The sequence below is a fragment of the Rhizocola hellebori genome (assembly GCF_016862955.1).
Classification (GTDB): Bacteria; Actinomycetota; Actinomycetes; order Mycobacteriales; family Micromonosporaceae; genus Rhizocola; species Rhizocola hellebori.
The window spans coordinates 24,837-49,715 of record NZ_BONY01000037.1 but is presented as its reverse complement, the minus strand read 5'-3'; the positions used below and the strand labels follow the sequence as shown (position 1 = coordinate 49,715).

Annotated in this window: 39 protein-coding genes and 2 tRNA genes; 14 read left to right on the top strand and 27 right to left on the bottom strand. The window is 64.1% G+C overall.

Annotated elements, in window-relative coordinates; genetic code table 11:
- Window positions 1-93 precede the first annotated feature (93 nt).
- Complete coding sequence (locus Rhe02_RS27740; protein ID WP_203911320.1) at window positions 94-1,158, bottom strand: CapA family protein; 1,065 nt, start codon at window positions 1,156-1,158, stop codon at window positions 94-96.
- A gap of 60 nt (window positions 1,159-1,218) precedes the next feature.
- On the opposite strand from Rhe02_RS27740, the gene Rhe02_RS27735 reads away from it, so the two are divergent.
- Window positions 1,219-1,291: transfer RNA gene (locus tag Rhe02_RS27735), tRNA-Gly, on the top strand.
- Between the two features lie 49 nt (window positions 1,292-1,340).
- Here Rhe02_RS27735 and Rhe02_RS27730 read toward each other — a convergent pair.
- From Rhe02_RS27730 to Rhe02_RS27720, 3 genes are read right to left on the bottom strand one after another with little or no spacing between them, the layout of a single operon-like run.
- The gene (locus tag Rhe02_RS27730) at window positions 1,341-1,535 is read right to left on the bottom strand and encodes a YegP family protein (RefSeq protein ID WP_239124079.1); all 195 of its coding nucleotides are present in this window, start codon (window positions 1,533-1,535) and stop codon (window positions 1,341-1,343) included.
- A gap of 24 nt (window positions 1,536-1,559) precedes the next feature.
- Window positions 1,560-1,916 (bottom strand): PIN domain-containing protein, encoded by a 357-nt coding sequence (locus tag Rhe02_RS27725; RefSeq protein WP_203911358.1) that lies wholly within the window; start codon window positions 1,914-1,916, stop codon window positions 1,560-1,562.
- The gene (locus Rhe02_RS27720; RefSeq protein ID WP_203911319.1) at window positions 1,910-2,362 is read right to left on the bottom strand and encodes a GNAT family N-acetyltransferase; all 453 of its coding nucleotides are present in this window, start codon (window positions 2,360-2,362) and stop codon (window positions 1,910-1,912) included. Before Rhe02_RS27720 ends, Rhe02_RS27725 begins: the two co-directional genes overlap by 7 nt.
- Before the next feature lies 1 nt (window position 2,363).
- Between Rhe02_RS27720 and Rhe02_RS27715 the strand changes: the two genes are divergently transcribed.
- Window positions 2,364-2,609: a hypothetical protein gene (locus Rhe02_RS27715; protein WP_203911318.1), complete on the top strand. Its 246-nt coding sequence runs from the start codon at window positions 2,364-2,366 to the stop codon at window positions 2,607-2,609.
- A 4-nt stretch (window positions 2,610-2,613) separates the two neighbouring features.
- Window positions 2,614-2,835 carry a hypothetical protein gene (locus Rhe02_RS27710; RefSeq protein WP_203911317.1) on the top strand — a complete coding sequence of 74 codons (222 nt, stop codon included), beginning with the start codon at window positions 2,614-2,616 and terminating at the stop codon, window positions 2,833-2,835.
- A 23-nt stretch (window positions 2,836-2,858) separates the two neighbouring features.
- Here Rhe02_RS27710 and Rhe02_RS27705 read toward each other — a convergent pair whose 3' ends face one another.
- From Rhe02_RS27705 to Rhe02_RS27690, 4 genes are read right to left on the bottom strand one after another with little or no spacing between them, the layout of a single operon-like run.
- A complete protein-coding gene (locus tag Rhe02_RS27705) occupies window positions 2,859-3,446 on the bottom strand; it encodes a GTP-binding protein (RefSeq protein WP_203911316.1) in 588 nt (195 codons plus the stop codon).
- Window positions 3,427-3,819 carry a DUF742 domain-containing protein gene (locus Rhe02_RS27700; RefSeq protein ID WP_203911315.1) on the bottom strand — a complete coding sequence of 131 codons (393 nt, stop codon included), beginning with the start codon at window positions 3,817-3,819 and terminating at the stop codon, window positions 3,427-3,429. The genes Rhe02_RS27705 and Rhe02_RS27700 overlap by 20 nt, the downstream gene beginning before the upstream one ends.
- Window positions 3,809-4,219, bottom strand: coding sequence for a roadblock/LC7 domain-containing protein (locus Rhe02_RS27695; RefSeq protein ID WP_203911314.1), 411 nt, complete (start codon window positions 4,217-4,219; stop codon window positions 3,809-3,811). The genes Rhe02_RS27700 and Rhe02_RS27695 overlap by 11 nt, the downstream gene beginning before the upstream one ends.
- Window positions 4,220-6,466, bottom strand: coding sequence for a sensor histidine kinase (locus Rhe02_RS27690; protein ID WP_203911313.1), 2,247 nt, complete (start codon window positions 6,464-6,466; stop codon window positions 4,220-4,222).
- A 195-nt stretch (window positions 6,467-6,661) separates the two neighbouring features.
- Between Rhe02_RS27690 and Rhe02_RS27685 the strand changes: the two genes are divergently transcribed.
- Window positions 6,662-7,456, top strand: coding sequence for a hypothetical protein (locus Rhe02_RS27685; RefSeq protein WP_203911312.1), 795 nt, complete (start codon window positions 6,662-6,664; stop codon window positions 7,454-7,456).
- 136 nt (window positions 7,457-7,592) lie between these two features.
- Here Rhe02_RS27685 and Rhe02_RS27680 read toward each other — a convergent pair whose 3' ends face one another.
- Window positions 7,593-8,018: a TIGR02611 family protein gene (locus Rhe02_RS27680; RefSeq protein ID WP_203911311.1), complete on the bottom strand. Its 426-nt coding sequence runs from the start codon at window positions 8,016-8,018 to the stop codon at window positions 7,593-7,595.
- A gap of 271 nt (window positions 8,019-8,289) precedes the next feature.
- Between Rhe02_RS27680 and Rhe02_RS27675 the strand changes: the two genes are divergently transcribed.
- Together Rhe02_RS27675 and Rhe02_RS27670 are read left to right on the top strand one after the other, a co-directional pair.
- Entirely contained in the window at window positions 8,290-8,721 is a 432-nt protein-coding gene (locus tag Rhe02_RS27675; protein ID WP_203911310.1) for an SsgA family sporulation/cell division regulator, read from the top strand.
- 63 nt (window positions 8,722-8,784) lie between these two features.
- Window positions 8,785-8,856, top strand: a tRNA-Val gene (locus Rhe02_RS27670).
- Between the two features lie 111 nt (window positions 8,857-8,967).
- On the opposite strand, the gene Rhe02_RS27665 is transcribed toward Rhe02_RS27670, so the two are convergent.
- From Rhe02_RS27665 to Rhe02_RS27655, 3 genes are all read right to left on the bottom strand, one after another.
- A complete protein-coding gene (locus Rhe02_RS27665) occupies window positions 8,968-9,324 on the bottom strand; it encodes a hypothetical protein (RefSeq protein WP_203911309.1) in 357 nt (118 codons plus the stop codon).
- Window positions 9,325-9,611: 287 nt separating this feature from the next.
- On the bottom strand, window positions 9,612-10,013 hold the full coding sequence (locus Rhe02_RS27660) for a hypothetical protein (RefSeq protein WP_203911308.1): 402 nt from the start codon (window positions 10,011-10,013) through the stop codon (window positions 9,612-9,614).
- Window positions 10,010-10,741, bottom strand: coding sequence for a GntR family transcriptional regulator (locus tag Rhe02_RS27655; RefSeq protein WP_203911307.1), 732 nt, complete (start codon window positions 10,739-10,741; stop codon window positions 10,010-10,012). Before Rhe02_RS27655 ends, Rhe02_RS27660 begins: the two co-directional genes overlap by 4 nt.
- Window positions 10,742-11,229: 488 nt before the next feature.
- On the opposite strand from Rhe02_RS27655, the gene Rhe02_RS27650 reads away from it, so the two are divergent.
- From Rhe02_RS27650 to Rhe02_RS27640, 3 genes are all read left to right on the top strand, one after another.
- Complete coding sequence (locus tag Rhe02_RS27650) at window positions 11,230-11,469, top strand: hypothetical protein (protein ID WP_203911306.1); 240 nt, start codon at window positions 11,230-11,232, stop codon at window positions 11,467-11,469.
- A gap of 300 nt (window positions 11,470-11,769) precedes the next feature.
- Window positions 11,770-11,955, top strand: coding sequence for a hypothetical protein (locus Rhe02_RS27645; protein WP_203911305.1), 186 nt, complete (start codon window positions 11,770-11,772; stop codon window positions 11,953-11,955).
- Between the two features lie 253 nt (window positions 11,956-12,208).
- A complete protein-coding gene (locus Rhe02_RS27640) occupies window positions 12,209-12,697 on the top strand; it encodes a hypothetical protein (protein ID WP_203911304.1) in 489 nt (162 codons plus the stop codon).
- A 442-nt stretch (window positions 12,698-13,139) separates the two neighbouring features.
- Here Rhe02_RS27640 and Rhe02_RS27635 read toward each other — a convergent pair whose 3' ends face one another.
- Window positions 13,140-13,337, bottom strand: coding sequence for a hypothetical protein (locus Rhe02_RS27635; protein ID WP_203911303.1), 198 nt, complete (start codon window positions 13,335-13,337; stop codon window positions 13,140-13,142).
- Between the two features lie 56 nt (window positions 13,338-13,393).
- On the opposite strand from Rhe02_RS27635, the gene Rhe02_RS27630 reads away from it, so the two are divergent.
- From Rhe02_RS27630 to Rhe02_RS27610, 5 genes are all read left to right on the top strand, one after another.
- A complete protein-coding gene (locus Rhe02_RS27630; RefSeq protein ID WP_203911302.1) occupies window positions 13,394-13,738 on the top strand; it encodes a hypothetical protein in 345 nt (114 codons plus the stop codon).
- 47 nt (window positions 13,739-13,785) lie between these two features.
- Complete coding sequence (locus Rhe02_RS27625; protein ID WP_203911301.1) at window positions 13,786-13,962, top strand: hypothetical protein; 177 nt, start codon at window positions 13,786-13,788, stop codon at window positions 13,960-13,962.
- Between the two features lie 60 nt (window positions 13,963-14,022).
- Complete coding sequence (locus tag Rhe02_RS27620) at window positions 14,023-14,424, top strand: hypothetical protein (RefSeq protein WP_203911300.1); 402 nt, start codon at window positions 14,023-14,025, stop codon at window positions 14,422-14,424.
- A gap of 120 nt (window positions 14,425-14,544) precedes the next feature.
- Window positions 14,545-14,748 (top strand): hypothetical protein, encoded by a 204-nt coding sequence (locus Rhe02_RS27615; RefSeq protein WP_203911299.1) that lies wholly within the window; start codon window positions 14,545-14,547, stop codon window positions 14,746-14,748.
- Window positions 14,749-14,799: 51 nt separating this feature from the next.
- Window positions 14,800-15,135 carry a hypothetical protein gene (locus tag Rhe02_RS27610; protein ID WP_203911298.1) on the top strand — a complete coding sequence of 112 codons (336 nt, stop codon included), beginning with the start codon at window positions 14,800-14,802 and terminating at the stop codon, window positions 15,133-15,135.
- Between the two features lie 112 nt (window positions 15,136-15,247).
- Here Rhe02_RS27610 and Rhe02_RS27605 read toward each other — a convergent pair whose 3' ends face one another.
- The 14 genes from Rhe02_RS27605 to Rhe02_RS27540 all read right to left on the bottom strand — a co-directional run bounded on the left by Rhe02_RS27605 (window position 15,248) and on the right by Rhe02_RS27540 (window position 24,862).
- Window positions 15,248-15,502: a hypothetical protein gene (locus tag Rhe02_RS27605; protein ID WP_203911297.1), complete on the bottom strand. Its 255-nt coding sequence runs from the start codon at window positions 15,500-15,502 to the stop codon at window positions 15,248-15,250.
- Between the two features lie 282 nt (window positions 15,503-15,784).
- Window positions 15,785-16,168, bottom strand: coding sequence for a hypothetical protein (locus Rhe02_RS27600; protein WP_203911296.1), 384 nt, complete (start codon window positions 16,166-16,168; stop codon window positions 15,785-15,787).
- Entirely contained in the window at window positions 16,165-16,596 is a 432-nt protein-coding gene (locus tag Rhe02_RS27595; protein WP_203911295.1) for a hypothetical protein, read from the bottom strand. The genes Rhe02_RS27600 and Rhe02_RS27595 overlap by 4 nt, the downstream gene beginning before the upstream one ends.
- A 5-nt stretch (window positions 16,597-16,601) precedes the next feature.
- Complete coding sequence (locus Rhe02_RS27590; protein WP_203911294.1) at window positions 16,602-17,726, bottom strand: glycoside hydrolase family 25 domain-containing protein; 1,125 nt, start codon at window positions 17,724-17,726, stop codon at window positions 16,602-16,604.
- A gap of 9 nt (window positions 17,727-17,735) precedes the next feature.
- On the bottom strand, window positions 17,736-18,263 hold the full coding sequence (locus Rhe02_RS27585; protein WP_203911293.1) for a hypothetical protein: 528 nt from the start codon (window positions 18,261-18,263) through the stop codon (window positions 17,736-17,738).
- 9 nt (window positions 18,264-18,272) lie between these two features.
- Entirely contained in the window at window positions 18,273-20,435 is a 2,163-nt protein-coding gene (locus Rhe02_RS27580) for a hypothetical protein (RefSeq protein WP_203911292.1), read from the bottom strand.
- The gene (locus Rhe02_RS27575) at window positions 20,374-21,687 is read right to left on the bottom strand and encodes a phage tail family protein (protein WP_203911291.1); all 1,314 of its coding nucleotides are present in this window, start codon (window positions 21,685-21,687) and stop codon (window positions 20,374-20,376) included. Before Rhe02_RS27575 ends, Rhe02_RS27580 begins: the two co-directional genes overlap by 62 nt.
- On the bottom strand, window positions 21,687-22,097 hold the full coding sequence (locus Rhe02_RS27570; protein WP_203911290.1) for an HK97 gp10 family phage protein: 411 nt from the start codon (window positions 22,095-22,097) through the stop codon (window positions 21,687-21,689). The genes Rhe02_RS27575 and Rhe02_RS27570 overlap by 1 nt, the downstream gene beginning before the upstream one ends.
- Window positions 22,098-22,180: 83 nt before the next feature.
- Window positions 22,181-22,603, bottom strand: a complete 423-nt coding sequence (locus Rhe02_RS27565; RefSeq protein ID WP_203911289.1) for a hypothetical protein — start codon at window positions 22,601-22,603, stop codon at window positions 22,181-22,183.
- 13 nt (window positions 22,604-22,616) lie between these two features.
- A complete protein-coding gene (locus Rhe02_RS27560) occupies window positions 22,617-22,955 on the bottom strand; it encodes a hypothetical protein (RefSeq protein WP_203911288.1) in 339 nt (112 codons plus the stop codon).
- 12 nt (window positions 22,956-22,967) lie between these two features.
- Window positions 22,968-23,366, bottom strand: coding sequence for a hypothetical protein (locus Rhe02_RS27555; RefSeq protein ID WP_203911287.1), 399 nt, complete (start codon window positions 23,364-23,366; stop codon window positions 22,968-22,970).
- Window positions 23,367-23,368: 2 nt separating this feature from the next.
- Window positions 23,369-23,791 (bottom strand): hypothetical protein, encoded by a 423-nt coding sequence (locus tag Rhe02_RS27550; protein WP_203911286.1) that lies wholly within the window; start codon window positions 23,789-23,791, stop codon window positions 23,369-23,371.
- Window positions 23,776-24,375, bottom strand: coding sequence for a head-tail connector protein (locus tag Rhe02_RS27545; RefSeq protein ID WP_203911285.1), 600 nt, complete (start codon window positions 24,373-24,375; stop codon window positions 23,776-23,778). The genes Rhe02_RS27550 and Rhe02_RS27545 overlap by 16 nt, the downstream gene beginning before the upstream one ends.
- A 43-nt stretch (window positions 24,376-24,418) precedes the next feature.
- Window positions 24,419-24,862, bottom strand: coding sequence for a hypothetical protein (locus Rhe02_RS27540; RefSeq protein ID WP_203911284.1), 444 nt, complete (start codon window positions 24,860-24,862; stop codon window positions 24,419-24,421).
- Window positions 24,863-24,879 lie beyond the last annotated feature (17 nt).

The following is a 24,879-nucleotide window of genomic DNA, read 5'->3' as shown; positions in this document are numbered from 1 at the left end:
TTGAGCGCCCGACAGACGAGAACTCTAGCCGACGCGCAACGCGTGCGCCAACCGGGTTGCCCGGCGAGTCATCTGGACCACACGGTCGAAAGGCTACGAAGTGGGCTTTGCGGCCAGACCGGAGCACTTGTGGGCGGCGTCGAGCCGGGCTTGTATGGCCGGGAGCTCGGCGTTTGTGGCGGGGCGGGGGATGCCGCCGGTGGCTGAGGAGGTGACCCCGGGGATGAATTTGTGGGCGACCACCTTGCTGCCTGTGTTGCGGGGGCGCACTGTCAATTGGAGCAGGCCGCTGTCGGTGCCTCGGACGTCGGAGTGCCAGACGAAGTTGCCCAGGCCGTAGTGGATGTAAGTGTTGTCCATGAATCCGTCGGCGAGCAGGACGTGGGCGTGGGTGCCCAGGACGATGTCGGCGCCGGCGTCGGCGAGGATTTTCGCGATCTTCTTCTGGTCGGCGCTCGGGCAGGTACCGCTTTCGATGCCCCAGTGGAGGTAGACGATGACGACGTCGGCGATGGCGCGGGCGGCGCGCACGGCGGCGGCGGAGCGTTCGGTGTCGAAGGCCATCGCGATGCCTGGACGGGTGTCAGTGGCTTTCCAGGTGGGGGAAAGTTCCCAGACCTGGGACAGGCCGATCACGGCCAGTTTGACGCCCCTGACGGTCGTCAGGTGGGGCGCGTAGGCCTCGTCGGCGGTGCGGCCCGCACCGACGATGGGCATCTTGGCGGCGGCCGCGGAGTCGATGGTGTCGAGCAGGCCGACCTGGCCGTAGTCGAGCGCATGGTTGTTGGCGACGGTGACCAGGTCGATGCCGGCGGCCTGGATGGCGGCGTAGGCGGTGGTGGGGGCGCGGAAGTGGTAGCGCTTGGGCTCTTCGGTGCCGCGTTCGGTGATGGCCGTCTCCAGGTTGACCATCGCGAAGTCGGCGGCGCGCAGCTGCTCGCTGAACGGGCCGACCGCGGTCTCGGGCTTGTTGAGCAGGCGGCGGGTGCGGTCGTGGAAGTGCAAGTCCCCGGCGAAGGCGAAAGTGATCTCTTCGGCCGCGTCTGGTGCGGTCGGCACGGGGCCCGGCTCGGGAGCGGCACGCCAGCCGGGCGGGCTGGCGCAGGAAGCCGCAAAGGCTATAGCCAGAAGCAGGAACGCGAGTCGAGGGGTCCGCACGGCGAAGAGGGTAACCCGGTGGCACCGGGTCGCGGATACCCGCTAAAGTATGGCAAGCATGCGGATGTAGCGCAGTTGGTAGCGCATCACCTTGCCAAGGTGAGGGTCGCGAGTTCGAGTCTCGTCATCCGCTCAGAGTTTCAAGGGAGGCCGCATCCGCTGGCCTCCCTTTTTCGATGCGCTCAGACCGACATCTTCTGCTCGGTCAGGTCGACCAGCGGCGCTTCCGCGTTGCGGCGAACAGAGTCGATGCCGTCCAGTGCCGCTGATTTTGTTTTGTACGACTCGCCAACGGCGATGATCTGGCCGTTCGCGGCTTTGAGGCGGAAGCGGTACTGCCCCCGGACGTCGGTGTAGAGCTCAAATTTGCCAGCCATAAACCCGAGTATGGCGAAGAAACATCATGAAATCGGGCGAATTGACGAGGGTCCACGGACTTGCGCACCGAGCGCGGTGACACGGTCGCGCAGGCCGCGATCGGCCGTCACCACGATCACTTGGCGATCTGGGTGCCGGCGAACCAGCTCGACTATGGCGTCATCTCCGGAGCCGGACGCGTCGTGCACCGGTACCCCCGGAATGGATTTGATGCCCTTGGCCTTGCCCTCGACGACCATCACGATGTCGGTGTCGCCGTCGGCCTGGGCGGCAAGCCGGTCGCGCAGCCTCTCCGCGGCGCCCTGGCGGTCGCGCCACCAGCCATCGGGCACGGAGCCGACGACGTTGGCGGCGTCGATGATGAGCAGCGGTCTCACAATGACAGTTTCATTCCCAGGTGACTGCTCTCGAAACCAAGTGACTCATAGAAACGGTGGGCGTCGACCCGGCTCTTGTCCGTCGTCAGCTGCACCATGACACAGTTGTTGGCGCGCGCTTCGGCGATGGCCCAGCCGATGATCCGGCGGCCCAGCCCGGCTCCACGCTGATCGCTGCGCACCCGCACCGCCTCGATGAGAGCCCTTTTCGAGCCCTTGCGGCTGAGCCCCGGAATGATGGTCAGCTGGAGGGTGGCGACAACCTCGCCTCCGAACACCCCGACCACCAGTTTTTGCTGCGGGTCCGCGGCGATTTCCAAGAATGCCATTTGGTACCCGAGATCGCCTGGATCCCCTTCGCGAGTGGCCCCAAGCGGGTCGTCGGCAAGCATCGCCACAATCGCGGGAACGTCCTCAATCGTGGCGGGGCGGATCTCAAGATCACTCACAATGTCACCCTACAAGCTGCAATTCTGGCGCGTGCACGGCAACGCGCGGCAAAGCCGCGGGGGGCGCAGGAAGCGTTCGTCGCCGACGATCCCCAGCGCTACTTCCGCCCGCCCTATGTGGGTCATCGCGGGTGGCTCGGGGGTCTATCTCGACGTGCCGGTCGACTGGGCCGAAGTCGCCACCATCGTGGCTGCCGCGCATGACACCGTGGCTGCGGCCAGGGGTGGCGGAAGGTCATTACGCTAAGGCGATGACTCGCATCTCTGGTTTATGGGCGGCCATCGTCACGGGTTTTCTGGGCACCTTTGTCATTCCGGCTGCGGCGTGGGCGGAGCAGTCGGGCGTCGCCGACGAGCTGCGCAAGCGTCCGAAGGTGGGTTTCGGCAGCGCCATCGGCCTAGTTTGCTGCCTGGTCGTAGTAGCTGTAGTCGTGCTGGTGGTGTTCCTGATCATGAAGAGCCGCAAGCGCTGACGCGACAGAAAGTGCCGGCGGCGTTACGCCGCCGGCACCGCTGAGCGCACCATGAGCAGCACGTGCTCAACCAGGGTGATCAGAACGTTCTTGACCGACAGCCGATCGCGGGCGTCGCACAGCAGGATCGGCACGTGCCCGTCGATGTCGAGGGCCTCCCGTACCTGCTGATCGGTGTAGACCTGTTCGGCGTCAAAGCAATTGACCGCCACCACGAACGGCGTGCCCCGCTGCTCGAAATAGTCAATGGCGGCAAAGGAATCGGCGAGCCGTCTGGTGTCGGCGATGACCACCGCGCCGAGGGCGCCCGTGGCCAGCTCGTCCCAGAGGAACCAGAAACGGTTCTGCCCCGGCGTGCCGAAAAGGTAAAGCACCAGAGATGGGTTGATGGTGATCCGACCGAAGTCCATCGCCACCGTGGTGGTGGTCTTCGTGGCGACCCCCGTCGTGTCGTCTGTGTCCATTCCGGCAGTGGTGAGGACTTCCTCTGTCCGCAATGGGCTGATCTCACTCACCGCGCCGACCATGGTCGTCTTACCGGCGCCGAAGCCACCGGCCACCAAGATCTTGAGCGCTTGTGGGGGCGCTGCGTCAGAGCGCACGGAGTCCATGGATAACCGCCTGCAAAGTCTCGATATTGGGAAGTTCTTCTGTATCAGGTGGGTCGTAACGGGCGATCTGGCCATCTGAAAGCAGGTCACACAACAACACCCGCACCACGCCGACGGGGAGGTCAACGCGGGCGGCCACCTCGGCCACCGATTTCGGCTCCTGGGTGACACCCAGGATCAACTGGTGCTCGGGGCTGCGGGTCTCCGCGGCCAGACTGGTGATCGCCACAACGTGCGAGATGAGGTCGAAATCGGCGCTGACCGGCTCTACCCGGCCACCCGTCACCATGTACGGGCGCACCACCGGGCCGGCCTCGTGATCCCACCAGGCCGGGCCGTCGTCGCCGGGGAACTCCGACCGGTCAGCGACCATCTGGGCCAGGCCGGGACGGGGTTCCCAGGTGGGTGCCCACCCTGGTGGCCAGCATCGTCATTTCGTAGGCCAGGACACCTAGGTCGATGTCCGGCTCAGCCAGCACGGCCAGGCACGATCCCTGGCCCGCCTGGCTTACCAACAGGTAGGCATGATCCATCTCGACGATGGTCTGCCTCACCGGGCCCCCGCGGAATCTGTCCCCCGCACCCTTGGCAAGACTGGAAAAGCCGGCAGCAATGGCGGCAAGATGTTCGGCGTCGTCACGGGGCAAGCCCGAAGAAGTAGCCGTGAGTAGCCCGTCCACCGAGAGGATCACCGCGCATCGGGTCTGCGGAACCCGCGCGAGCAGGTCATCTAGCAGCCAATCCGTCGCGTGGCGGGTCGTTGTCGGCCCCACTCAGGCACTCCTTTCCTCTGCAGCCCCCGGTGCATTGTCATGTGGTGTTTGCGCTGGGGTCGCCGCGCTGTCGCCTGACGGACTCACGCCGCCAACAGCATGGGCCCGGCCCCGTACCGTACCCGACTGGAACGCAGACATTCGAGAGCGCACCTCATCGGCAGTCCGCTGCGTCGGCATCCGCTCACCCAGGTTCACCGTGTTCGCTTCGCCTATAACGGTAACCGTTGTCTCGCCCTCATCAGTCGGCGGCGGCCCAGGATTGGCACGACGCACCCGTTTGGGCAGACCATCCACCACGGACACCGTGGTCTCGTTGGCCCTGTCCTGGGTGAACGGCTTGGCGGCCAGCTCCTTGTGGGCCGGTGCGGCCACCGCGGGCTGGCTGGGAACATCCCCATGGCCGGTGCTGACAAGGTCTTCGGGCACCAGCACGACCGCGGTCACGCCGCCGTAGGGCGAGGGCCGCAGCCGCACCGTCACCCCTTGGCGCGCCGCCAGTTTGGCGACGACGAGCAGACCTAGGCGGGCGCTGTGAGCGGGGTCGAAGTTGGGCGGGTCGGACAGCCGCAGGTTGGCCTCGGCCAGCTCGGTCTCGCTCATGCCCAGACCCCGGTCTTCGATCTGCAGCGCGAGTCCATTCCCGACAATCTCGGCGTGCACCCGGACCGTGGTGTGCGGAGGGGCGAACGAGGTCGCGTTTTCCAGCAGCTCGGCGAGCAGGTGGATGATGTCACCCACGGCCCGTCCGGAGATGCGCACGTCGGGAAGCCTGTCCAGGCTCACCCGGACATAGTCTTCGATCTCGGAGGTCGCGCCGCGTACCACGTCGATGATCGGCACCGGATGCCGCCAGCCACGCCCGGGCGCGGATCCGGCGAGGATCACCAGCGCCTCGGCATGACGGCGCATGCGGGTGGCCATGTGGTCGAGGCGGAACAGATCCTCAAGCTCCTGCGGCGAAGTGGTGCGCCGCTCCATCCGGTCGAGCAGGGTCAGCTGGCGGTGCAGCAGGGCCTGTGACCGCCGCGCGATGTTGAGGAAGACCTCGCTGATCCCCTTGCGCAGGGTGGCTTCGTCGATCGCGGCCCGGATCGCGGTGCGCTGCACCGCCGCGAAGGCGTGGCCGACCTGGCCGACCTCGTCCACACCGACCGCGACTATGGGTATGTCGTTGAGCGCGGGATCGGTCATCACCGCCCCCGGCTGGCGCAACGCCGCGATCGCCCGCGGCAGCTGCTCGTTGGCCACGTCAAGGGCGGAGGCGCGCAGCCGGTCGAGCCGGCGTACCACCGAGCGGCCGGTGCGCAACGCGAGCGTCAACGCCAGCGCGGCACACAGCAGGCCGATCATCCCGGCCACGATGGGCCGCGTGAACGCCGCGATGCCGACCTCGTTGGCCAGGGTCACCGCCGCCTTGGCGGCCGCGCCTTCGGTGAGGTTCATCTGGTCGAGAACCGCGTCAGCGCTTGTGCGCCAGACACTTCCGTCGATCGGCACCTTGCCCGCTTGGCGCAGGGTGCCCAGCGACTCCTCCATCGCGTACAGCGCCTGATAGGAGTCGCCGGCGAAGATCCGTGCGTAGTTCTCCTTGTGCGGGGAGGTGAGGGCGGAGATCGCCTCTTCCAGTTGCTGGCGGCGCGCCCCGATGGCGATGAGCATCCGGGTGTGTTCGGTGGTCGTGATCTTCGCGTCGGCGATGGTGGCGGTGATGATCGCGTCTTCCCGGCTCAGCAGCTCCCGGGTCCGGCTGATGATGAACAGGCCGTGGGCGACCTGCGACAGATCGGCGTCGGCCACATGCGTCAGCGGCGAGAACATCTTGTAGGCCGAATCGATCAGCTCTGAGTAGCGCGTGACGGTGGCCATCTGGTCCGTCTTGCTGGTATCAAAGTCGGCCCGGATCTCGGGAAGGCTGTCCATTCCGGACATAAACGCATCTACCAGGCGAACAGAGGCTGCCGTCAGGTCTTCGCGCCCGTTGGACTCGGCGAACCGCGCCTTAAAGGTGTCGTAAAAAGTATTGGTCTTCGATCGCTGCTCGATCAGCTCCGGCGCACTCGGGGTCAGCCCGGCGGACAGCCGCCGCTCGTGCTGCAACTGCACCATGAGAGCCTCGCCGCGATCGGTGACGGCATGCTCATACCTGCTTGTTTCCAACAGGTTCAGTGCGGGACCAACGGTCGCGGCAACCCCGAAGACGGCAAGGCCGGTAATAGCGACGAGCGGCACCACCGCCAAGGTCATAATCTTGGCTCGGATGCTCCAGCCGCGACTTCTCACAGTGACCACGTCCAAGGGTACGATGCGTCGCCACGCATGTCATGGCCCCTCCCCCGGCGCCATGAACCGCGGATCGTATGACGACAATGCCTCCGGGCGAAGAACTTAACTGTTTCGCCCGCTCTTGTCCACTGTGCCGGTTGCGGGCACACTGACCCGGTGAATTGGGACCCTGGCACCATCCTCGCCATCGCCTCGGCCGTGCTTTCCGTTCTGGCCGCGATAATTTCGGGCTTTATGGCGCAGCGATCGCGCCAGCTCGAGCACGTTCTTGAGGCGCAAAGGCGCCGTGAAACCAAGGCAGAACAAACCGAGGAGCTCATTTCTCGGTACCGGGAACCGCTGCTCCTGGCCGCGAACAGCCTCCAAAGCAGGCTGCACAACGGCATCAACGGCCAATACCTGCACGAGTTCCTATATTGCGGCGATCCTGAGGAAGAGCGCTATGCGCGCCACTTCACCGTTTACACGCTGTCCGAATATTTCTGCTGGGTGGAAATCATCAGACGGGAGCTGAGATTCCTCGACCTGGGTGATGAGTCGCGTACCCGCACTTTCAACGCCCATTTGGAAAAGATCAGCTCAATCTTCGGCTCATCCCGCTACGAGCACGCCCATTTCCGGCTATTTCGCGGTCGCCAGCAAGCAATCGGCCAGCTATTGATGGTGCGCCGAGAAGCCAGCGTCGACGTAATGACCTATCCCGACTTCGATGAGCGGATCGTATTAGATCCCGAATTCCGCCGATGGTTCGCCCAATTACTCAAAGATGTGGACTCATTTCTCACGCACGACTGGATCGGCAATATGCGACAGGTCGACGCGCAATGGGCACTTATCGACCTCATCGATTTCCTTGATCCCGCCAAGGTGCGCCTCACCGATAACCGCGCAAAGCTGATGGAAAGCGATCGCGCCAACCGAATTACGCCCGTTCCCAGGCTGAGCGACTGATCAGCTACAGATACGGATCCGGCCGCGCTGACCTGGGGAGGTTGACGGGCGCGGCCGGATCACTTCAGATCACATCTCCTTCTAAAGCTCCGGTCAAGTCATCCGGTCAGCCAGCGCCCAATGACCGAAAACGCGCTCAGTGCGTCGTTATGTATTGCCAGATATCGGCCACCGTCACGCCGAAACTGAAGCGCAGTGTCGCCACAAGCACGGCCGTCACAAAAACGAGTCCCGCAGCCCCTATGAGTAGGCGCACCGGCCATGATTGGCGCGCAATCCACGACGTCCACCCGCGCAGCTTGTTCCGGGTGAAATGGAGCAGGTGCCGGGCCCAGACAAACTCGACCGCCCAGATGATCAGGCCGAGGATCACGATCGCCCATCCCGGCCCCGGTAACGGGATGAGCACGATCCCGACAGCGACTACCAAACCGCCCAGAACGGCTACCAGAATCTTCAGGGCTATCGCCCCGGTGGGATTTGCCCGGATCACCTGAAGAGTGAGCCTCGCCCGGTCGGAAAAGCCCGGTTTGGTGGCTGGTTCTGTCGGATCTTTGGCCATCGGCACTCCCCTTCAAAACCGGACCGTCACCAACTCCGATCACCGGACGTTACCGGAGTGTGTCGAGGGGCATGGCGGCACCTACTAACCATACGCACGGACCAAAGCAGGGCATTTTACCTCTTACGGGCACGTGCAAAAGCCTCTTTGCCTCTCTCTTCCCACTACAGGGTGAGATCGACGCATGGCGGAGCGTAATCGGGAGGTTCACCGTGAGTATTGGAAGGACGAAGCGCGTGAGCTTCGTCGCACTGCCGGGGGGAGTACGTCCATGAGCGCCATCCGTCCTACGACCGTCGAGGTCGAGACGTCACTGCGGCTCGTCGCGCCAGACGCGACGTCTCTGCCGGTCCGCGCAAGCCTGCGCTATGACCCGGCCGACCCATATGCCGTCCACGTCCTGTTCCACGCCGAATCCGCTGGAGGAGAGGCCGTCAGCTGGTCCTTCGCCCGCGAGCTACTAGTCACCGGGCTCGACGAACCCGCCGGCATCGGCGACGTGAGGGTCTGGCCGTGGGCCACCCCGCGAGGCGACTTCGTCGCCCTCGCCCTCTCCTCACCCGACGGCAACGCGCTTTTCGAAGTGCCGCGCAGCGTCCTGGTCCGGTTCCTTCGGCGCACCTATGTAGTGGTGCCCCGCGGCCGCGAAACCGACCACCTCGACGTAGACGCAGCCGTCAACCGGCTCCTCGCCGGCCGCTGACACGCCCCAATCGCCTGCGGCGACTCGACCACTGGGGAAGGTGGTAGAGTACGATCCCGTTGCGGGCGATTGGCGCAGCGGGAGCGCGCTTCCTTCACACGGAAGAGGTCACTGGTTCGATCCCAGTATCGCCCACTTGGTAAAACCGCTGGTAGAACCCGGTTCCTGGAGATCAGGAGCCGGGTTTTTTCGATCTCTCCCCTAGATCATGAGTTGCTGGTGAGTTATCGGCTTTGGATCTTGGGGCTAATTTTGATTGGGCACTGAGCGAAGTGGTTGCGGCGCTTGGCTTACTTGCGCGTGCAGTCCGTCGACGTAGCCGTTCGCATAGCTCTTGCTCGATGCTGCCTCGATAGCGCGGAGTAGCTCCGCCCGCAGCTCGCCCAGCATCTCCTCAGTCGCGCTGGCCATACCGCCGGCCACGCCCAGAAGGAGCAACAGCGTGCCGCCGGCGGACACCGGGATCATGATGAGCATCGCGGCGATAGGTCTTTGAATAACCCACGGCCAGCCCACTAGCAACAGGCCGAGCTTCGCCGCCAGCAGCCCGCCACCACAGGCCCGTAGACGGCAGGCGCAACGGTCCGAGATCCGGAATTTCATTAGGCCTCCAGCTCAGGCTGTGGCGGACCACCCACTGCACGGGGCGATCCGCCAGAACGAACTAGTGCGGGAGACCGATCCGGAACTCAGCCCCTCTCGTCAAGGCTTCCCTGGATGTCGGTCGGTTATGCGGTACATGAGTGAATTGATTCAAGCGTCCACCCGCGGGGGTAGTCTGTGCGGCGCTTTTTTGATCTAGCCCGTAACGCAAACCGTTAAGTCCCGTTACGTTGCGATACAGAGAAGCGGCCCGCCCAAAGTTGGACGGACCGCTTCATCACTCATCGCTAGTCGACGCTTGAGAGGTACAGCGCCATGCGCGTGGACTCGGGATTGCTCGCCCACCGCAGCTCGTAGGCGGTGCCTTCGTTCAGCTCGATGCGCTCACCACTGCCGGCGACGGGCAACCAGCTGACGAACGTGCCCTTAGGCGCGCCGGCGTCGGCCAGGCGGTAGACGTGGCCGGCGTCCGCCTCGCTGGTCGCGCGCCAGCCCACGCCATCGTGAGCGATCTCCCAGACGGGGGCGTGCATCGACACCCAGTGGAGCCGGCTTCCGTCGTTGTCCAGGCGAACCCCGGTCGGCTGCAGCTCGATGCTCATCCCGTCATAGCTGACCACGTCGGTGGCGTAGTCTCGCGGGGCGAGCTCGTAGGCGATCTCAGCAACTCGCTTGAGCGTCTTCATCATGACTCCACTTCATATTCATCGATGGTTCGATCACCCGGCGCCACAACCACTGTGACCGCCACGGGTTGCCGTTCTGCGTCGTATCGCGTGCGAAGCGTCTCCATCATCGGATCGCCCGGCGTGATGCCGAATCGCACCGCCTCGGCCGACGTCGCCGCTCTGGCCACCTTCTGATCACGGGCGCTCACCCAACCACGCCCGAGCTCTTCAAGGACCGCGTAGACGCCTGGCACGATGTCTCCGGGTAGCGAGATCGGCGTACCCTCAACCAACGTCTTCGGGTAGTACGTGTCATTGGAGTTGTTGATTACCCCGTCCACATACCGTAGCCGCCGGCGTGCGACGACGTAAGCGCCAGATTCAAGATTTAGCCTGGTCGCAATGCGTGGCTCGGCGATGAGCACCGCCACCTCGATAGGGTCCTCGGTCGGAGTACGGCCCTGCTCGCGAACGCCACGGGCCCACGCATCGGAAGGCGTCAGATCGGTCTCCCCGCCGCGCTCGGGCCATGAGGCGTACCAGGTGACCGGGTTGCGCTCGGTGACATACCAGCCCTTGCCCTGAACCGATCGCAGAAAGCCTTGCCGCTCAAGCATCTTCAGCGCTTCACGTAGGGTGCCGCGCTTGGCGTCGAACTCCTGCATGAGTGCCGGCTCGGAAGCTAGTCGGTCACCTGGGCTGAGCGACTGAACATGCTCCAGCAATTCGGACGCTAGCCCTTCGTACATCGGCCGACTCAACGAACCCTCCAAAGCGGATCACCAACTCCTGTCCACAAAGTACCGCGAAGTGTTGCGCGACACATTGCCCTCGGTCTAACATCGGTCATCCGACTCATGCGAATGAGTTGGATGACCCGAATGATACTCGGGGCTGCGCAACGATGCGTCGGGTAGTGGGCCGGAACCTGCTACCCGGCGGTCCACACACGCTCAGGGACGGCCCGCGAGTGGTCTCCGTCCGCGGCCGGTGCACCCGATGGAGGTGTCGCGATGTGGGTACGGGAAGCGGCTATAGCGTTGGCAGGACTCATCACCGCATTGGTGGCCTTGAAACTCCGACGTATCTGTTTGCGTCAGCGAATCAGGGCCGAGCTGCACGACGCGGATTGTCGCGCCAGGCTGAGGAAAGCATCCGTCGCGGAAGCTGCTCGCCTCGCCGCAGCCAGAGGCACTGATTGCTACGTGCGCCCGGCCACGCCCGAGGAGCCAATCCCATGACAATGGCGATGGTCAAGCTGTCATTTCCGCCCACGCACATCGAGGAAGCGTGGCGGACCCTGCGCGAGCACGAGCATGACCCGATCACAGGCATTTGCCCGATCGACGGGCGCGCCGAATGCCTACCCTTCCGCGAGGCCCGGGGAGATCTCGCCCTAGCAGGCCTGCTCGACTGGGATCCGCTCGAGGAGATGGCCAGGCACCGTCGCTGGTTATCACACCTTGGGGATCGGTGACGAGCATGACCGCATCGGCCAATGTAGGTCACATCGCCGACCGGCTACGCCCGGGCAAAGCGCTGTGCGGGGAGCAATTGCCCGAGAAGCGGCTAGGCGGCGAACCAAAGCCAGGTGTGTTCTGCAAGGCCTGTGAACACCGTTGGGACCAAGAACGTCAAGGGTCCAAGTAGCTCCCGCATCCGGCGGGTTTGTCGCGCCTTGCTTTCGCCCTGCCTGGCGCGGCGACGCGGCACTCGTGGACTCCCCAAACTCCACGAGTGCCGCTGTCAAGGTCCAATCACGACATTGGAGGTTGCGGTGCCAGTCAACGAACAGCCAAGCCCGGCGTCCACCCAAGTCGAGCTAGCCATGGGGATTCCGCCGAACACGCTCGCTGAAGCGGAGGAGCTCGCCGCGATTGTGCTCGCCCGAGACGGAGAGCTGCAACGATTCCGAGAGCGGATCAGCGGTCGCCGCACGCGGATCAATCGGCGGTTCGTTTGACGCTCGCCCGATCAAACACAGACATGCGGACCTGGTCGCCTGCCGAAGTAGCGCAGTACGACCGTCAGGACGCGCGCCGGCGCCTCCCCTGCCAATGCCGCACCCACCGAGTCCTGCGCGCCCGCGGCGGCAAGCCGACCTATGAGGACATCCGCACGATCAGCGAAGGGCACCGAGCCGCCTTTCGCCTACGCGTCAGGCGCTCGGCGTGGATCCGATCGCGCCCGAGATACCGCCGCTGGAGGAAGCACCGATGAAGGTAAAGACACTGTTGCTGACGATGGGGGGAGTCGCGACGCTCGCGCTAGCTACGGTCACCGTGGCCGTGGTCGAGCTGACCGCACCAGCACCCGAGCACGAGATCGGCCCTGTGCAAACGGATCTCGCACCTCTGGCCCTTCACTGCCCTGGTGTGGCCGAAGCTGTCGACGCGCGCTGGCGATTCTGGGAGGTGGGTGCGGAGGACCGGCCGGAATCAGAGCGCTGGAGACTCGATGTGCCCGGACCCGTGGATTACGAGATCGAGGCGCTGGTCACGCTGCCCGAGCAGGCGGTGTACACCCTGCGGTGGGGGCATCAGTGGAAGCCGGCTGAGGCGCCCCACATGAGCGCGCAGCTCACCTCGCAGCCACCAGCGGGAGTCTGGTGGTCCGCCACCGCCGAGCCGTGCCCTGGTTACGTCGGTCGGGTCTACCGGCTCGACGGCACGAGCACGGTCTATTTCGACCTCACCACGCAGTAGCCCAATGCCAAACCATCTCAAGCCCTTGACGCCTGAGGCCTCCGCTCGCCACCGGTTCGGAGCGGAGGTGCGCCGGCATCGGCTGGCCGCTGGAATGACGATGCTGCGCCTAGCCTGGCACGCGCGCCTACACCGGACCATCGTCTCGCGGATCGAGTGCGCCACAAGGTATCCGTCGGAAGCGTTCGCCACCTTGTGCGATGAGCTCTTTAAGACTGGCGACCACTTTGCGCGGCTATACGCGGCGCTGCAGGCCGAGCGTCCGCCAGATGGGCGACGACGTCAGTAGCTGGCTCACGCTTGAACTTCGGATCCTTCCTCGCCCGCGGCTGAGAACGCGAGCGGGATGAGGCCTCACCGGACGGCCCGGACTCAGACCGGTTGCCGTGGACAGACGGTGATGGCCGGTGATGGTGCCCCGAACCCATGCGGGGCACCATCACTAAACTTCGTCCTGGTGCTCGTCGATGTAATCCTGTAGCCCACGCTCGACGTGTGGCCCGACGACGTCCGCCATCTTGTCGCCTCGCTTGTCGGCTATTTCCTTTGCCTTGTCCCAGATTGGACCGACACGCAGGGTTCGAACGGGCGGAGTCCCAGTGGTCACAGGCCTGCCGCGGCCCCTCTTCGTCTCGGTCACGAAATTAGAGTAGCACGTTAATTGCCCAATGCGATTTAACGTGTTACGCTAAATCCATGACAAACACCAAGCCCATGATCTGGAAGATCGAAGACCGGGAGTTTCAAGGCGAATGCTCGGCCTGCCCTAGGACCGGCCTTCGCTGGATCGCCGTTCTCAGTGACGGTTCAACGGTTGGGCTTGAGTGTGCAAAGAAGATCGTCGGGTTTCGCCCTAGCCCAATCACCTACACGTGGGTTGCGGATTTCGAGCCAATCGCCGAGCACAACGACCACGGCACGCTCTACGTCATGTGGCAACGCAAGGGCGGCAAGGCTACCCGCGAAACCAAGAATGGCGCGCTCGTCTCGGTTGGTGGCGTCCGGTCCGACTGGATCAAGCGCGGATGGGTCGAAAATTAAGTAACACGCTAATTGCGCTCCCCTATTTAACGTGTTACGCTAAATTCATGAGCGAGATGCAGAACAGGATCGCCGAGCTGGCGAAGACACACGGAACACGGATAGCCGCCCAGATGGCGATGAGCGAGGCACAGAGCGCCATCACCGAGCGCGAGCAGGAGCCCGGACACCAAGGCGCCTCATGGGACGCCTCGGAATTCCTCCGCCTAGTCCACCGCCACTGACACAGCCCGCCGAGCCTGACTTCCCCCAGGCTCGGCACCCAATCCACATTGGAGGAAGCAATGAACGGGCTCACAGCACCGGTCCTGAACATCGAAGCATACTGGCGTCACCGCAAAGACGCTTCGATGCCCTGTCACTATTTGTTCCGGGCTGAATTCGCCACACTGGAGCAGGCTCAGCAATTCGCCGCACTGTTCCCGAAAACAGCCAAGCTCACCACGGTCACGTGCTATGACCCTAGCCGTGGCACGAAAACGGGCATCGCGGAAAACTACTCCAACCTCACCGCTGACGGCTCCAACGGTGGCGTGAACGAAACCGCAATTCGCCGCTACCGGACTCTGGTCAAGGCTGCGGCAAAGCTCGGTATCACCGTCGCCTGGTACGCAGACCCGAGGACAAGCAACGCCTACCAGACCCGCGAAGAGTTTGAGCGTGCCGCGGGGATCACCGCGGCTTGAAACGCCTCGCCTGGCGGACACCTCGGAGCGGACCCGCCAGGCGCTAGGCCCATCCGGCGATTGCCGTGAGGAGCGTCGCCGGGTGGTGCTATCCATTCCCACCAACCAAAGGATCAAGCAATGGACATGAGGGAATTGCAGACCCGCGCATATGCATTCATCGGCCGCTACATCAGCAACGAAGGCAAACTCACGCCTCTCGGAATGCAGGCCGATTTGGCCAACCAGCTTTTTAGTGAGTTGGTAGCGGTTTACCACGGTGGTCAGGCTGACGCTTACGACGCGGTGGCCAACCCCAAAACCCTCTACATACCTCAGCAGTAGCGCCCACCGTCCGGACCGCCGGACAACCCGAACCGGCAAGGGGAGGAAGTCATGAACACAGCGAAAACCGTCTTTGACATTCTGCTAAAGGCACTGTCCGGGATGCCGGACACACTAGACCGCACCCATCATTTGCTGCAGTGGCGCGAGATCGTGCGGCGCCTGTTGGCCATCATCGACGAGCAGATAGATCAGCACCTCGACAAGTTGTATGCGGAGGGAATGACAGTCCGCGAGATCGAGCAGGCGACAGGCGTTCCCAGCTCAACGATTCAGGACGCACGCAACCGCGTAGAGCGTCCGGACGCCCGGACAGTCAAACCAACGACGCGCGCCAAGAAAGCACCAAGGCAGAGGGAGGGGCTTTTCGACGCTGTCGCGGCGTGACCGGCAGCCCGGACAGCGCAACGGATTTCACGTGAAACATGTAGATCGGCCCGCCCTCCAAGGCTGAGAGCGGGCCGATTTGCTTCTGTGTCTGGTTAGACCGGAGTGAGTGTCAGCGCCGCCCGTCGCCGTTGAGCATCCGCGTGACCGTCGCCGGCGAATACACTCGACGTCGCACCAGCAACGCGGTCACGATGGGCGCCAGCGCTGCTATCAGGCCGAGAACCGCCGCTTTGGTGGCGACGGGGATGGGCACGAGGGCGGCCACCACGCCGAGCGCGGCTGTACCGACCATGGTGATGCCGCCTACCGACAGCGCCGGCTCTTCGGCATTGGGGTTGAGGGCTGGATCGACGCCTGTTGACATGGTCTTTCTCCTTGCAATAGTACGGTTGTTCTAATAGCCTCCGGACATGGGACCGCGACCGAAGGACTGGGAGCTTCACCAGGGTGACTATGTGCCTTGGGGCGAGCAGGGCATCAAGCTTGTGCCACCAGAGGCGTGCTACCGCGGCCACCCGATCGAAGACAACGGTTGGGGACGCTGCCCCCGATGCAGGAAGATGACGACTAAGTTTTCTTGCCGTGTAAAGGATTGCGACGGAGCCCGCACCACGAAGGCGCACAACATCGACTGTCCGCCCGAGCATTAGACCCTCACCCCCGCGGATCCGTTGGCGCCAGGCTCGCCCACCATTTCGCGGAGGCGTTCAAGCGTCGCGGTGGGCGCCAGGATCGCGGATTTGAGCAGGCGCACCTCTCGGGCTGCTTCGTCGGCCGCGCGTCGAGCGTCGGTCGCCTCGCGCCTGGCATCGGTCGCCTCGCGCTTAGCGTCGGTTGCCTCTTGGCCGGCTCTCTCCGCGGAACGCTCGGCCGCGACGATGAGCTTGAGAGCCGTCGTGGAGATCTGGTCCGCGGCCGACGCCTGCACGAGCGGCCGGCCCATCACCGCGCGCACGATGGCCACCACGGCGCCCAGGATGGCCACACCTAGACCGCCCGAGAGCACCGCCGGCCAGTCGACCGCGCTCATGGCAGCCTCGCTCCCGCGGTGAGCCGTCGCACCTCGCGCCTGATCTGCGCACACCGAATCAGGTTGGCCACCGCCCAGGCGCCCATGAAGCCACCGCTGAACCAGGCGCGCATGCCGGCGCTCACGAATACCGCCGCGGTGTAGGTCGCGAAGACGCCGGCGCCGAGCAGCAGCGCGCCGAGCTCGGCCCACAACGCGCGCAGAATGTCGCCAGTCCAGACCGCGGAGGCCACCCCGACGATGCCCGACAGCATCAGCGCCGTAGCCCAGGCGACCACTACCCAGGCCGGCATGAGCGCGATGACGGACGCCGGCGCCGGCGCGCGGGTCAGCATCCCCAGGCCGAGCGGAATACTGACCGCCAACAGGAGTACCTCGTGCGGTGGGCGCCGGCCGATCAGGACCACCACCGGTGACGGCTCGCCCATGAGCGTCAGTCCGTCGTACGCAGCGCGTCAAGCTGCGCCTGCAGGCCGGCCACCGTCGTAGCCAGCTCTTCGGCGTGCAGTCGCGTGAGCTCCGCCATCTCGCTCTGGTGGCGCTGCTCCACCAGGTCCCGAGTTGCCTGGGCTTCGGCACGGACCGCGTCCACGATCGGCGCCACCTCGACGCCTCCGCCTTCGGCCAGCGCGCGGATCGCCGCGAGCATCGAAGACTCGCGGGTGGCGCTCTCCGCCTGGGACGCGAGCAGCTGGCGGGTCAGGCGGAGCGTCTCCTCAGAGGCTTGCCTGCCGCTGTAGCTGTGGCGCAGTGCGAATGCCAGCGCCGTTCGGGCGGTGCGTTGCTCGGCCGGCAGAACCTTGCCCGTGGGTAGCGTCTCGCCCTCTACCCGCTCCAGCTGCTCATCCCAGCTCATCTCGTCATCTCCTGTGATCAGGGCACGCAATTGGTCGAGCGTGCCGCGGAAAGCATTGGCGTCGCATATGCGCTGCCCGCCGATCGTTGTCCGGCTACCGAATTGGAGGATCACCGGAGACCGCCCGGAGTAGGGGGCCCAACCCGGATGGTTGTCTCCGCCACCCGCGGCGTAAGCCTCCAGGAAATGTATGTATGGGTCCGAGCCGTAGTTGCTCGCCCACAAGACATCGTCGCCGGGAATCGAGTTGCCATACGACCACCTCGGGGCGTATAGAATCGCTCGCTTGCCGGTCTTGGCTCGGAGTAGCTCGGCCATCGCCACGCCGTGTTGCGGGTGGACCTGATCGTAGCTCCAGTGCTCCAGATCGACCTGCCAGAAAAAGCCTTGCAGAGTGCGCCATTCCGGCATCTGTCGGTCAGCTTGATAGATCGCGAAGTCGACCTGAGCGGCAATGGACGGACCGGGGGTGCGGGGTACGACGTAGAAACCCACGATCGGGATTCCAGCGGCCACAGCGGCACGCACCATTTCGCCGGCGCGGTAATGCACAACGCCGGCCGACTCAGTGATCTTGTGCGTAAAGAAGCGGATACCCTCTCGCGCTGCGGCAAAGACGTTGTCCGGCCTAGCGCCACGCTCCCAGTCGAAATCGGAAGCGTCCCAACCGAATACGACTGGCGCGTCAGAATCATCGGCCACGATGACCTCCTAGACCTTCGTCAACTTGAGGTAGCTGCCAGGCAACACGCTGGTGTTCGACGCGTTCGCCGTGTTCTGCGCCCATTGGAATTGAAGGGTTCCGGGTGTTGTCGACACTGCGACGTAGCCCCACATCATGAAGGAGCGGTCCGCGGCAAAACCATCGTCCAAGATCGATGTCGTTTGGTCGGAGTTGAAAAGGAGGTGAACGTTGCCACCGCCGGCGAGCCCCACCCCCAACCTGTTGTAGAGCATCGTCAGTCCAGACGGGTACGTCCAACCAGCCTTGAAATCTGGTGTCGTGCCAGAGTTTTGGATGACCCGCATTTCCATGTGATAGACCGTGTTCGCCAGGACGGGCAGGAACAACACGTCATCGTTTTGGAGTACAGCGCTGTTGTTGACAGTCTCGATGGAGGTCTTCCGCTTCCACAGCGGCGTGAGACTAATACCAAGTGCCTCAAGCGTGTCGATACGCGTCTCATGGTCCTGCATGTGGGCAGCCAGGATCTTTTGCCCTGCAGCTACGTCCGTCATCGCCCCTCCTCAACGTGCATAGCGGGCCGGATCCCACAAGCTGACCTTCGCGCCTGAGCTCAGCGCCTTGTCCCAACCGTCCACATTGCGCACCACGGTCGCGGTCTGTGGCGACGTGGCGCCCGAGATCGCGTCGACCTGAATCCGCATCCCCTCGATATCCCAGAAGATCGGGAAGTTGGGCGCACCCGAGCCGGTAATCCAAAGGGTTCCGTCGCTCGACGCCACAGAGAATGAGGTGGCCGTTGCGCTGTAGCCTGTAGCAAGGGTCGATGTGTCGCTGTCGTAGAGGCTCCCAATCGGGTCGCTGCCGTACACCCCGCACTTGTAGGTGTCGCCGCGCACACACCGGAAGGTGATACTGCGGCTCGCCCCCTCGATGCGTTCGGCGACAATACCCAGCACGGTCAGGTAGACATCCGCCAAGCTCTCATCAGCAGGCAGGCCGGTCAGCAGGATCACGTCGTCGACGTCCACCGCGGCGGTAGCTGCAGCGATGGCCGGCGCAGCGATCAGGTCCACCGTCACGGTTTCATAGAGGACACCCTCCACCGTCAGCGTGTGCAGATACCACCAACCCAGGTCCACCAGTGCATCGTCGGTCTCAGGGTTGACGCTGATGGTGGTCTCAATGCGGCCGATGCCGCTTGGCGGGGGCTGGACGGAAAGCGCCCCGCTCGCCAGCTCGACCCGCATCGACGAGCTCGCCGGCGTCTTCACGGTGACGTCGTTGCGGCGGTCCCGTGCGCCAAGAACCAGCTGCAGCGAAGGCGCAATCGACGTATACGGCAGCGTCAGCGCGACCGAGCGGTTGAGCCGCCCGCGGCCGGTCCGGTAGATGGCGGAGCCGTCGCGCTTTTCGAAGGCCACCCCGCCGTCAGTGCGCTCGATGTCAGCCAGGATCCCCAAGAACTGGGCGACCGGTTGCGGGCCCATCGGTGTGGAATCTTCGCCCTCCACGGTGACCGTGATGCCGTGCTCTCGACCTACGCGCAAGGCTCTGGCGCCGCCAAGCTCACCCTTCCATCCGTACATCGCACGCGCGCCCTCGATACCGTCCGTGCTCGCGTTGAACGCGGGATCGGTGAACACACCTAGGTGGCCCGCCGCGATTGGGTCGGTTCCGCCACTGGCTACGAGGATGCGCTGACCGCTGAGGCTTCGGTAGACGCCCGGGTTGACGTCGATGGTCTGGCCTACGGTTGCACCTGTTGGTGACAACAAGCGCGCGGTGAACACGTCGCCTCCGCCAGTGTCCACACTGGACACCACCAGTGAGCACGCCGCGAGGAAGATGTCGTCCGCCTCAACGCCGTCGCTGTTGCTGAAGATCAACGCGCCGGGGTCGGAAACAGGTGCTGCAGCAACGGTGAGGTTGCCGTGCCCGTACTGCACCTGAATGATCAGATCATCGGCGTAGATGATGAGCCCGGCGTCCGCATTGGTGTCCGTGAGCCGCGTCGCGACCTGGGCTACCCATTGCCCTGTGTCCGTGTAGGCGGGCACGCTGAACTCAATGTAGGTGTCACCGGGGAGCAGAGGTACCGGCAGCGAACCGGTCATTGCCGAGTCTGCTGCCGGCTGCACAGCGTCGACTCCACCGTAGATCAGCGGTTGACCGGGCTGACCGGCCACGGCCGACGCGAACACCGTGACGTCTCTGCCGTCCTCCATTGGCCAGTAGGCATGTGGTACGTAGTCGCCGGCAGAGGTGCCGATCATGCTGCGATACATCGGGGAGCGCGCCGTGTCGACACCTTGGCCGAGCCGGTAGAAGGCGCTGTTCACCTCGACCGTGGTCCACGCGACGCCCTTGCCCACCGAATGCCCTAGTGTGCGCTCGGGTATCCAGCGCGTCACCTCGCCGGTAAGCCGGACGTCAGTGCTCAGCTTGACCCTGATCGGGGTGTTGACGCCGGCAGCGCCATACAGCGGGGACAGCGGCGATTCCGGGTTGATCCAGCCGGCCAGCCGAAGCGAGGTGCGGGCTGGTTCCGGCTCAGTGCCGCCTGGCTTGCGGTCCCGCACGAGGTTGGCGGGTTGGCTGATGTAGGCGGGGTAGGCATGCCAGCTGCCGCTGTAGTAGAGCTCCGCCGTGAGCTGCTGAGCGTTAGGCATTGCCGCGCCCCAGGACCACGACAGGGTCGCCACCGCGAGCGTCAATGGCGTCAACAAGGATCTCCACGAGGAGGTCACTGAGCCGCCCTCCCGAGGCGCGCAGTTCGAGCACCATCCGGCCGTCGCTGCCGACAGGGGATATGCGTTCGCCTGCTTGGAGGATCGCCAGGCCTTCCGAGCCGGGTGCGCCAGGCATGACACCACCCGTGTGGAATTTGGGTAGCTTTGGCGCGCTGATGGTGTTGCCACCAATGCCGGGGATCCAGTTGGGGACCGACCACGACAACTTGCCTATCGTGCCGTTCCATGCGTCGCTGACGTAGTTGAACGCAGCCCGGAAAGGCGCAGTAATGAAGCTACCGATCTTGGAGAAAGAGTCACCGAGCTTTTGCGGCAGCGACGTAATGTAGGCCCAGACATCTGATGCGGTGCTCTTGATCCATGTCCACGTCACGCGCCAGATGTCTTGGAACCACGTGGTTTTAGTCGCTATGAGAACGATCGCTGCGATGAGTATGCCGATACCGACCACGATCCACGTGATCGGGCTGGCCAGCCACGCGAAGTTGAGCGACCACGTGGCAGCCGTAAAGCCTTGCATGACACCGATTGCGGAGAAGACTATCGGCGCAAGGGCGGAAAGGCGATCGGTCCACACCGTGATCTGGTTGGGTGCGACTGCGTTGCGGTGCGCCTCGTTGAGCGAAATCTGTGCGCCCTTGGCGTCGATCGCGGCTTGAGTGTTGTCGAGCAAGGCCTGGTTGCCGTCTTCGGTGGCCTGCTTCGCGTCGAGCTGGGCCTGTGCCAGGTCCGCCTGGGCCTGCTTCATGTCGATGCTGGCCTGGCGTGCCTCCACCGAGGTTTTGCCGAACTCCTTTACTGCTTCGGCATAGGCCACTGCAGCGGTATCGGAGTCAAGCAGGGCCTGCTCGACGTCGATTGCCGCCTGGGCGCCATCACGCTGAGCCTGGTTCAAGTCAAGAGTTGCCTGCCGTGCGTCGCCTAGCGCCTGGTCGAGATCCTGGGCAGCCTGGGATACGTCGACCTGTGCACGCGCGAAGGCGTCAGCCCGGTCGGCGCCTTCCCGATTGAGGTTGGTCAGCGTGTGGACCGAATCGCCTAGGCCGGAGATGCCATCGGTGAGGAACAATGCCGACGAGTTGAGTTTGCCGAAGGCGTTCTCCATGCCGGCGCCGGACGACTTGACAGAGCTCTCCATCTTCGTCGCGCTCGACGTGGTGTCAGCAAAAGCCTTCTCCAGCTTGGCGCTGTCGCCGGCCATGGTGAGTGTGACCGTATTACCCATCAGGTCACCTCGATTCCTGCCTCGGATGCGACGCGCAACAGGGCTGCGCTCAACGCCGCATCGAACTCGTGACGCTTGTCGGCAAGGCTGGCGTAGAGGTAGCGACCTTCCGGCAGGAATGCGCGCTTGATGGAGCGGCGCCGGCCAGTGCGCCCACCGAAGTCAAGCCAGGCGTAATAAGGTGCCCTGTTGCCGCCACCGCCGATCCGTGACTCGGTGCGCGTCGATTTGGCCTTGAGGCTCGCCTGGGCCTTGCCAGTGCGCCTCGGGATGCGTCGTGAGGCCTCATCCACCACGATGCCGGACGCCTCATTGAGCGCCATCCGCAGCGCCTTCGGGAGGTCACCGTTGAGTTTCTTGAGGTTGCGGGAGAAGGCGGCGAGGCCTTCGATCGCGATGATCTCGGCCACCGTCTCACCCCCGTCTCAACCGCTCCAGCTCTTGGCGTTGCGCAATGCGCGCGTAGTAGATGTTCCAGCGCACGAACTCGTCGTTACTCAGCTGGATCCGTAACTGCCCCACCGTCATCGACAGCTTCTGCGCCAGGAAGAACTCGAAACTCGCTTCCTGGGTCTACCTCGAAATCCCTGTAAGCCTGCTTGGCCGCGCCCTTGTCCATTCCGGACAGCTTCTGGATCTTCTGGCTGACCGGCTCGAACTCACCGGCCCCACCTGTCTTCATCCATTCCTTGACCTGGGCCGTGGTCATGGCCGGCTCGACCATCGCGAGCGATACTGTCTCGATCTCGCGCGCAATCGCGTTGGGGAGGCCTTGCACGTGCATTGCCTCGAAACGGCTGAGGCCTCGCACGCGCACCTCACCGAGACCAGGGATCGGCACCACCTCCTCCGGAAACCCGGTCGTGGTGGTCGAGTCGCGCTTGGCCAGCAACGCCTCTGCAGACAGGATCGTCATTGTGGTGCCTTCCCTACCCGAGCGGGTAAAGCTTGTAGGTAACGGTGCTCGTCACCGAATGCGTGACGGTCACGTTCTGGGCGTTGGGGTCGACCTGCTGAGGCAAAATCTTGAACATCTTGCTCGTGCCATTGGTCACTGTCGGAGCGTTGCTCGCGGCTGCGGCGCCTGATGGGGTCACGCTGGCGTCGCTGATCGACATGACGTCGGGGGACGCGTTGCCGTTGATGATCTCCAGATAGCAGCCCTTGGTGCCTATGAGCGCAGCGGGAATGACGTCAGTTGCCGCAACGTTGCCCGGGGTCACGACAACGCCAGTCCGAGTCGGCGTGGTGGCGACGTATGTACCCATATCTATCTCCCCTTATTGATCTGTGCTGTTAACAGCGTCGGACGGTTGCAGCTTGACCGACCACGTCACAAAATCGGCGACAGGTGACGTCTCGACGTACTCCTCCACAAGCACGTTCATCGAGTCCTGCGGCTTGCCCGCGCCTGTACCTTCCGGCCGCCGCACGAAAGGGACCACCTGACCGATGAGCGGCTCGATGACGTCGCGCGGGCCGGCCGCCGTGTTGTCATAGGTACCGCCGATCGATGCGGCACCGTCGCCTAGACCGCCTTCGTAGACATGATCATCTTTGCCGTAGCAAGTCACGTCGTGCTTATCCGCCTTGCGGGTCATCGTGGAAGTGTTGGAGAACGCGGACAGGTTCGCCCCGCCGAGTATCACCACCGTGTTTTTGCCGTGGGTGAACGCCATGACTAAGCTCCTTGTCCTCCGATATCCAGCATGGCGATCGCTGCCATGTATGGGTTTGCGGCGATTTCGATCACGTCGAATTCCCACTTAGCAACGCGAATCTCGTCGAATGCCGTGTAGGTACCCGACTCCAGAACCGCTTTGATCGAGCGTTCGCCTGAGCCCGCCGTGAGCGCCGAGAGCATGTTGCGCGCGTCGATAGTGGTCGGCTTGCCACCAATGACGACCAGCGGCAGCGCGCGCATGCGATCCATGCCACGGCCGTAGGTCTCATCGAAGTCGATGCTGTCCGGATAGGTCAGAAGCGCCGCCGGCGGAGTGACCGGGGACACGGGCCACTCGAACACCTGCAAGCCGCTGATGCTACGCAAACGCACGGCCAGCTCATCCATTACCGACGCGAGATCCATCAGGCTGCCGCCCATCTACGGACGTAGGGCTTCAAGCCCACGGCGACATCGGGATCGAGCCGCTCCAGCAGCCGCAGCTCTGACCCGCCGGCTTGCGGTGAGCCCGCCACGCCGTAGGGGGACTCGCGCCGCGAATGCAACCGCGAGATCTGCAGCATGCAGGCATGCGTTACCGCGGCCGGCTGATCGGCCCAACCAGGCAACCCCAGTACGCCGATCTCCCGCGGCTTGCCGGTCGGCCGGCGCTCGACGTTGGACCGGAACACGATGCGCTCCCACGGCCGACTGTTGAGAGCCGCATCGTCGGGCAGCAAGTCGTACTCAGCGACCTCCGTGCCGTCGACCGTGACCACAAGCCCAGTCGTGCTATAGATATCGCGGATGTTGACAGTCCATAGGCAGTCTTCGCGGTTGTACCAGGCCCGGTAGCGCAACAGCGTCAGGTCGGTGAGCTTGCCAAACTGCCTGTGAGTGTGTTTGTCGACGCCACGGGACGCGGCAGCGATGGCCAACAGGATCTCTGTATCGTCGTTGTCGTGCGTGATGCGGAGGAAATCCTTCGCGTCATCCAGCTCGACGTAGTCCGGCGCCCAGGCCATCGCTGCTCACCTCCTTCTGGAAATCGAATCCGGCTGCAGTTGGCTAGGCCGCGCGGCCGACTGCGAGCACCGTGATGGAAACCTGGTGTGTGTCCGTGGTGCCCGCCCGGGTAGCCCGGAAGCGCAGCCAGGGCCGGCCCGCCTTGACCTTCACCGCGGCTACAGCGGTCTGGTGACCGGAGCCGCCGGTAAGCGTGCCGTCAGTCTCGGCCGTGGCCGGCGTGCCGATCGAGCCGGCGTTGTCGGGCGCGTCCTGGACGCTGAATGAAATCGCGTCCGATCCGGCGCCGGCGGTGCGTGGCGCGCTGAACACGACTAGCACCCGGTCACCCGGCTTGTAGGTGCCAGCCGCGGCAAGCGCCTCAAGGCTGATGTCATCGGGCGTACCGAAGTCGCCGTTGGTCGTGGTCGCTGAGTTGATTGCGAACGTGGCCGAGCCGAGAACGCGCACATTCTCAGTCACCGCGATCAATTCTTTCTCGCTCATTGTCTCTCCTTTGTGGA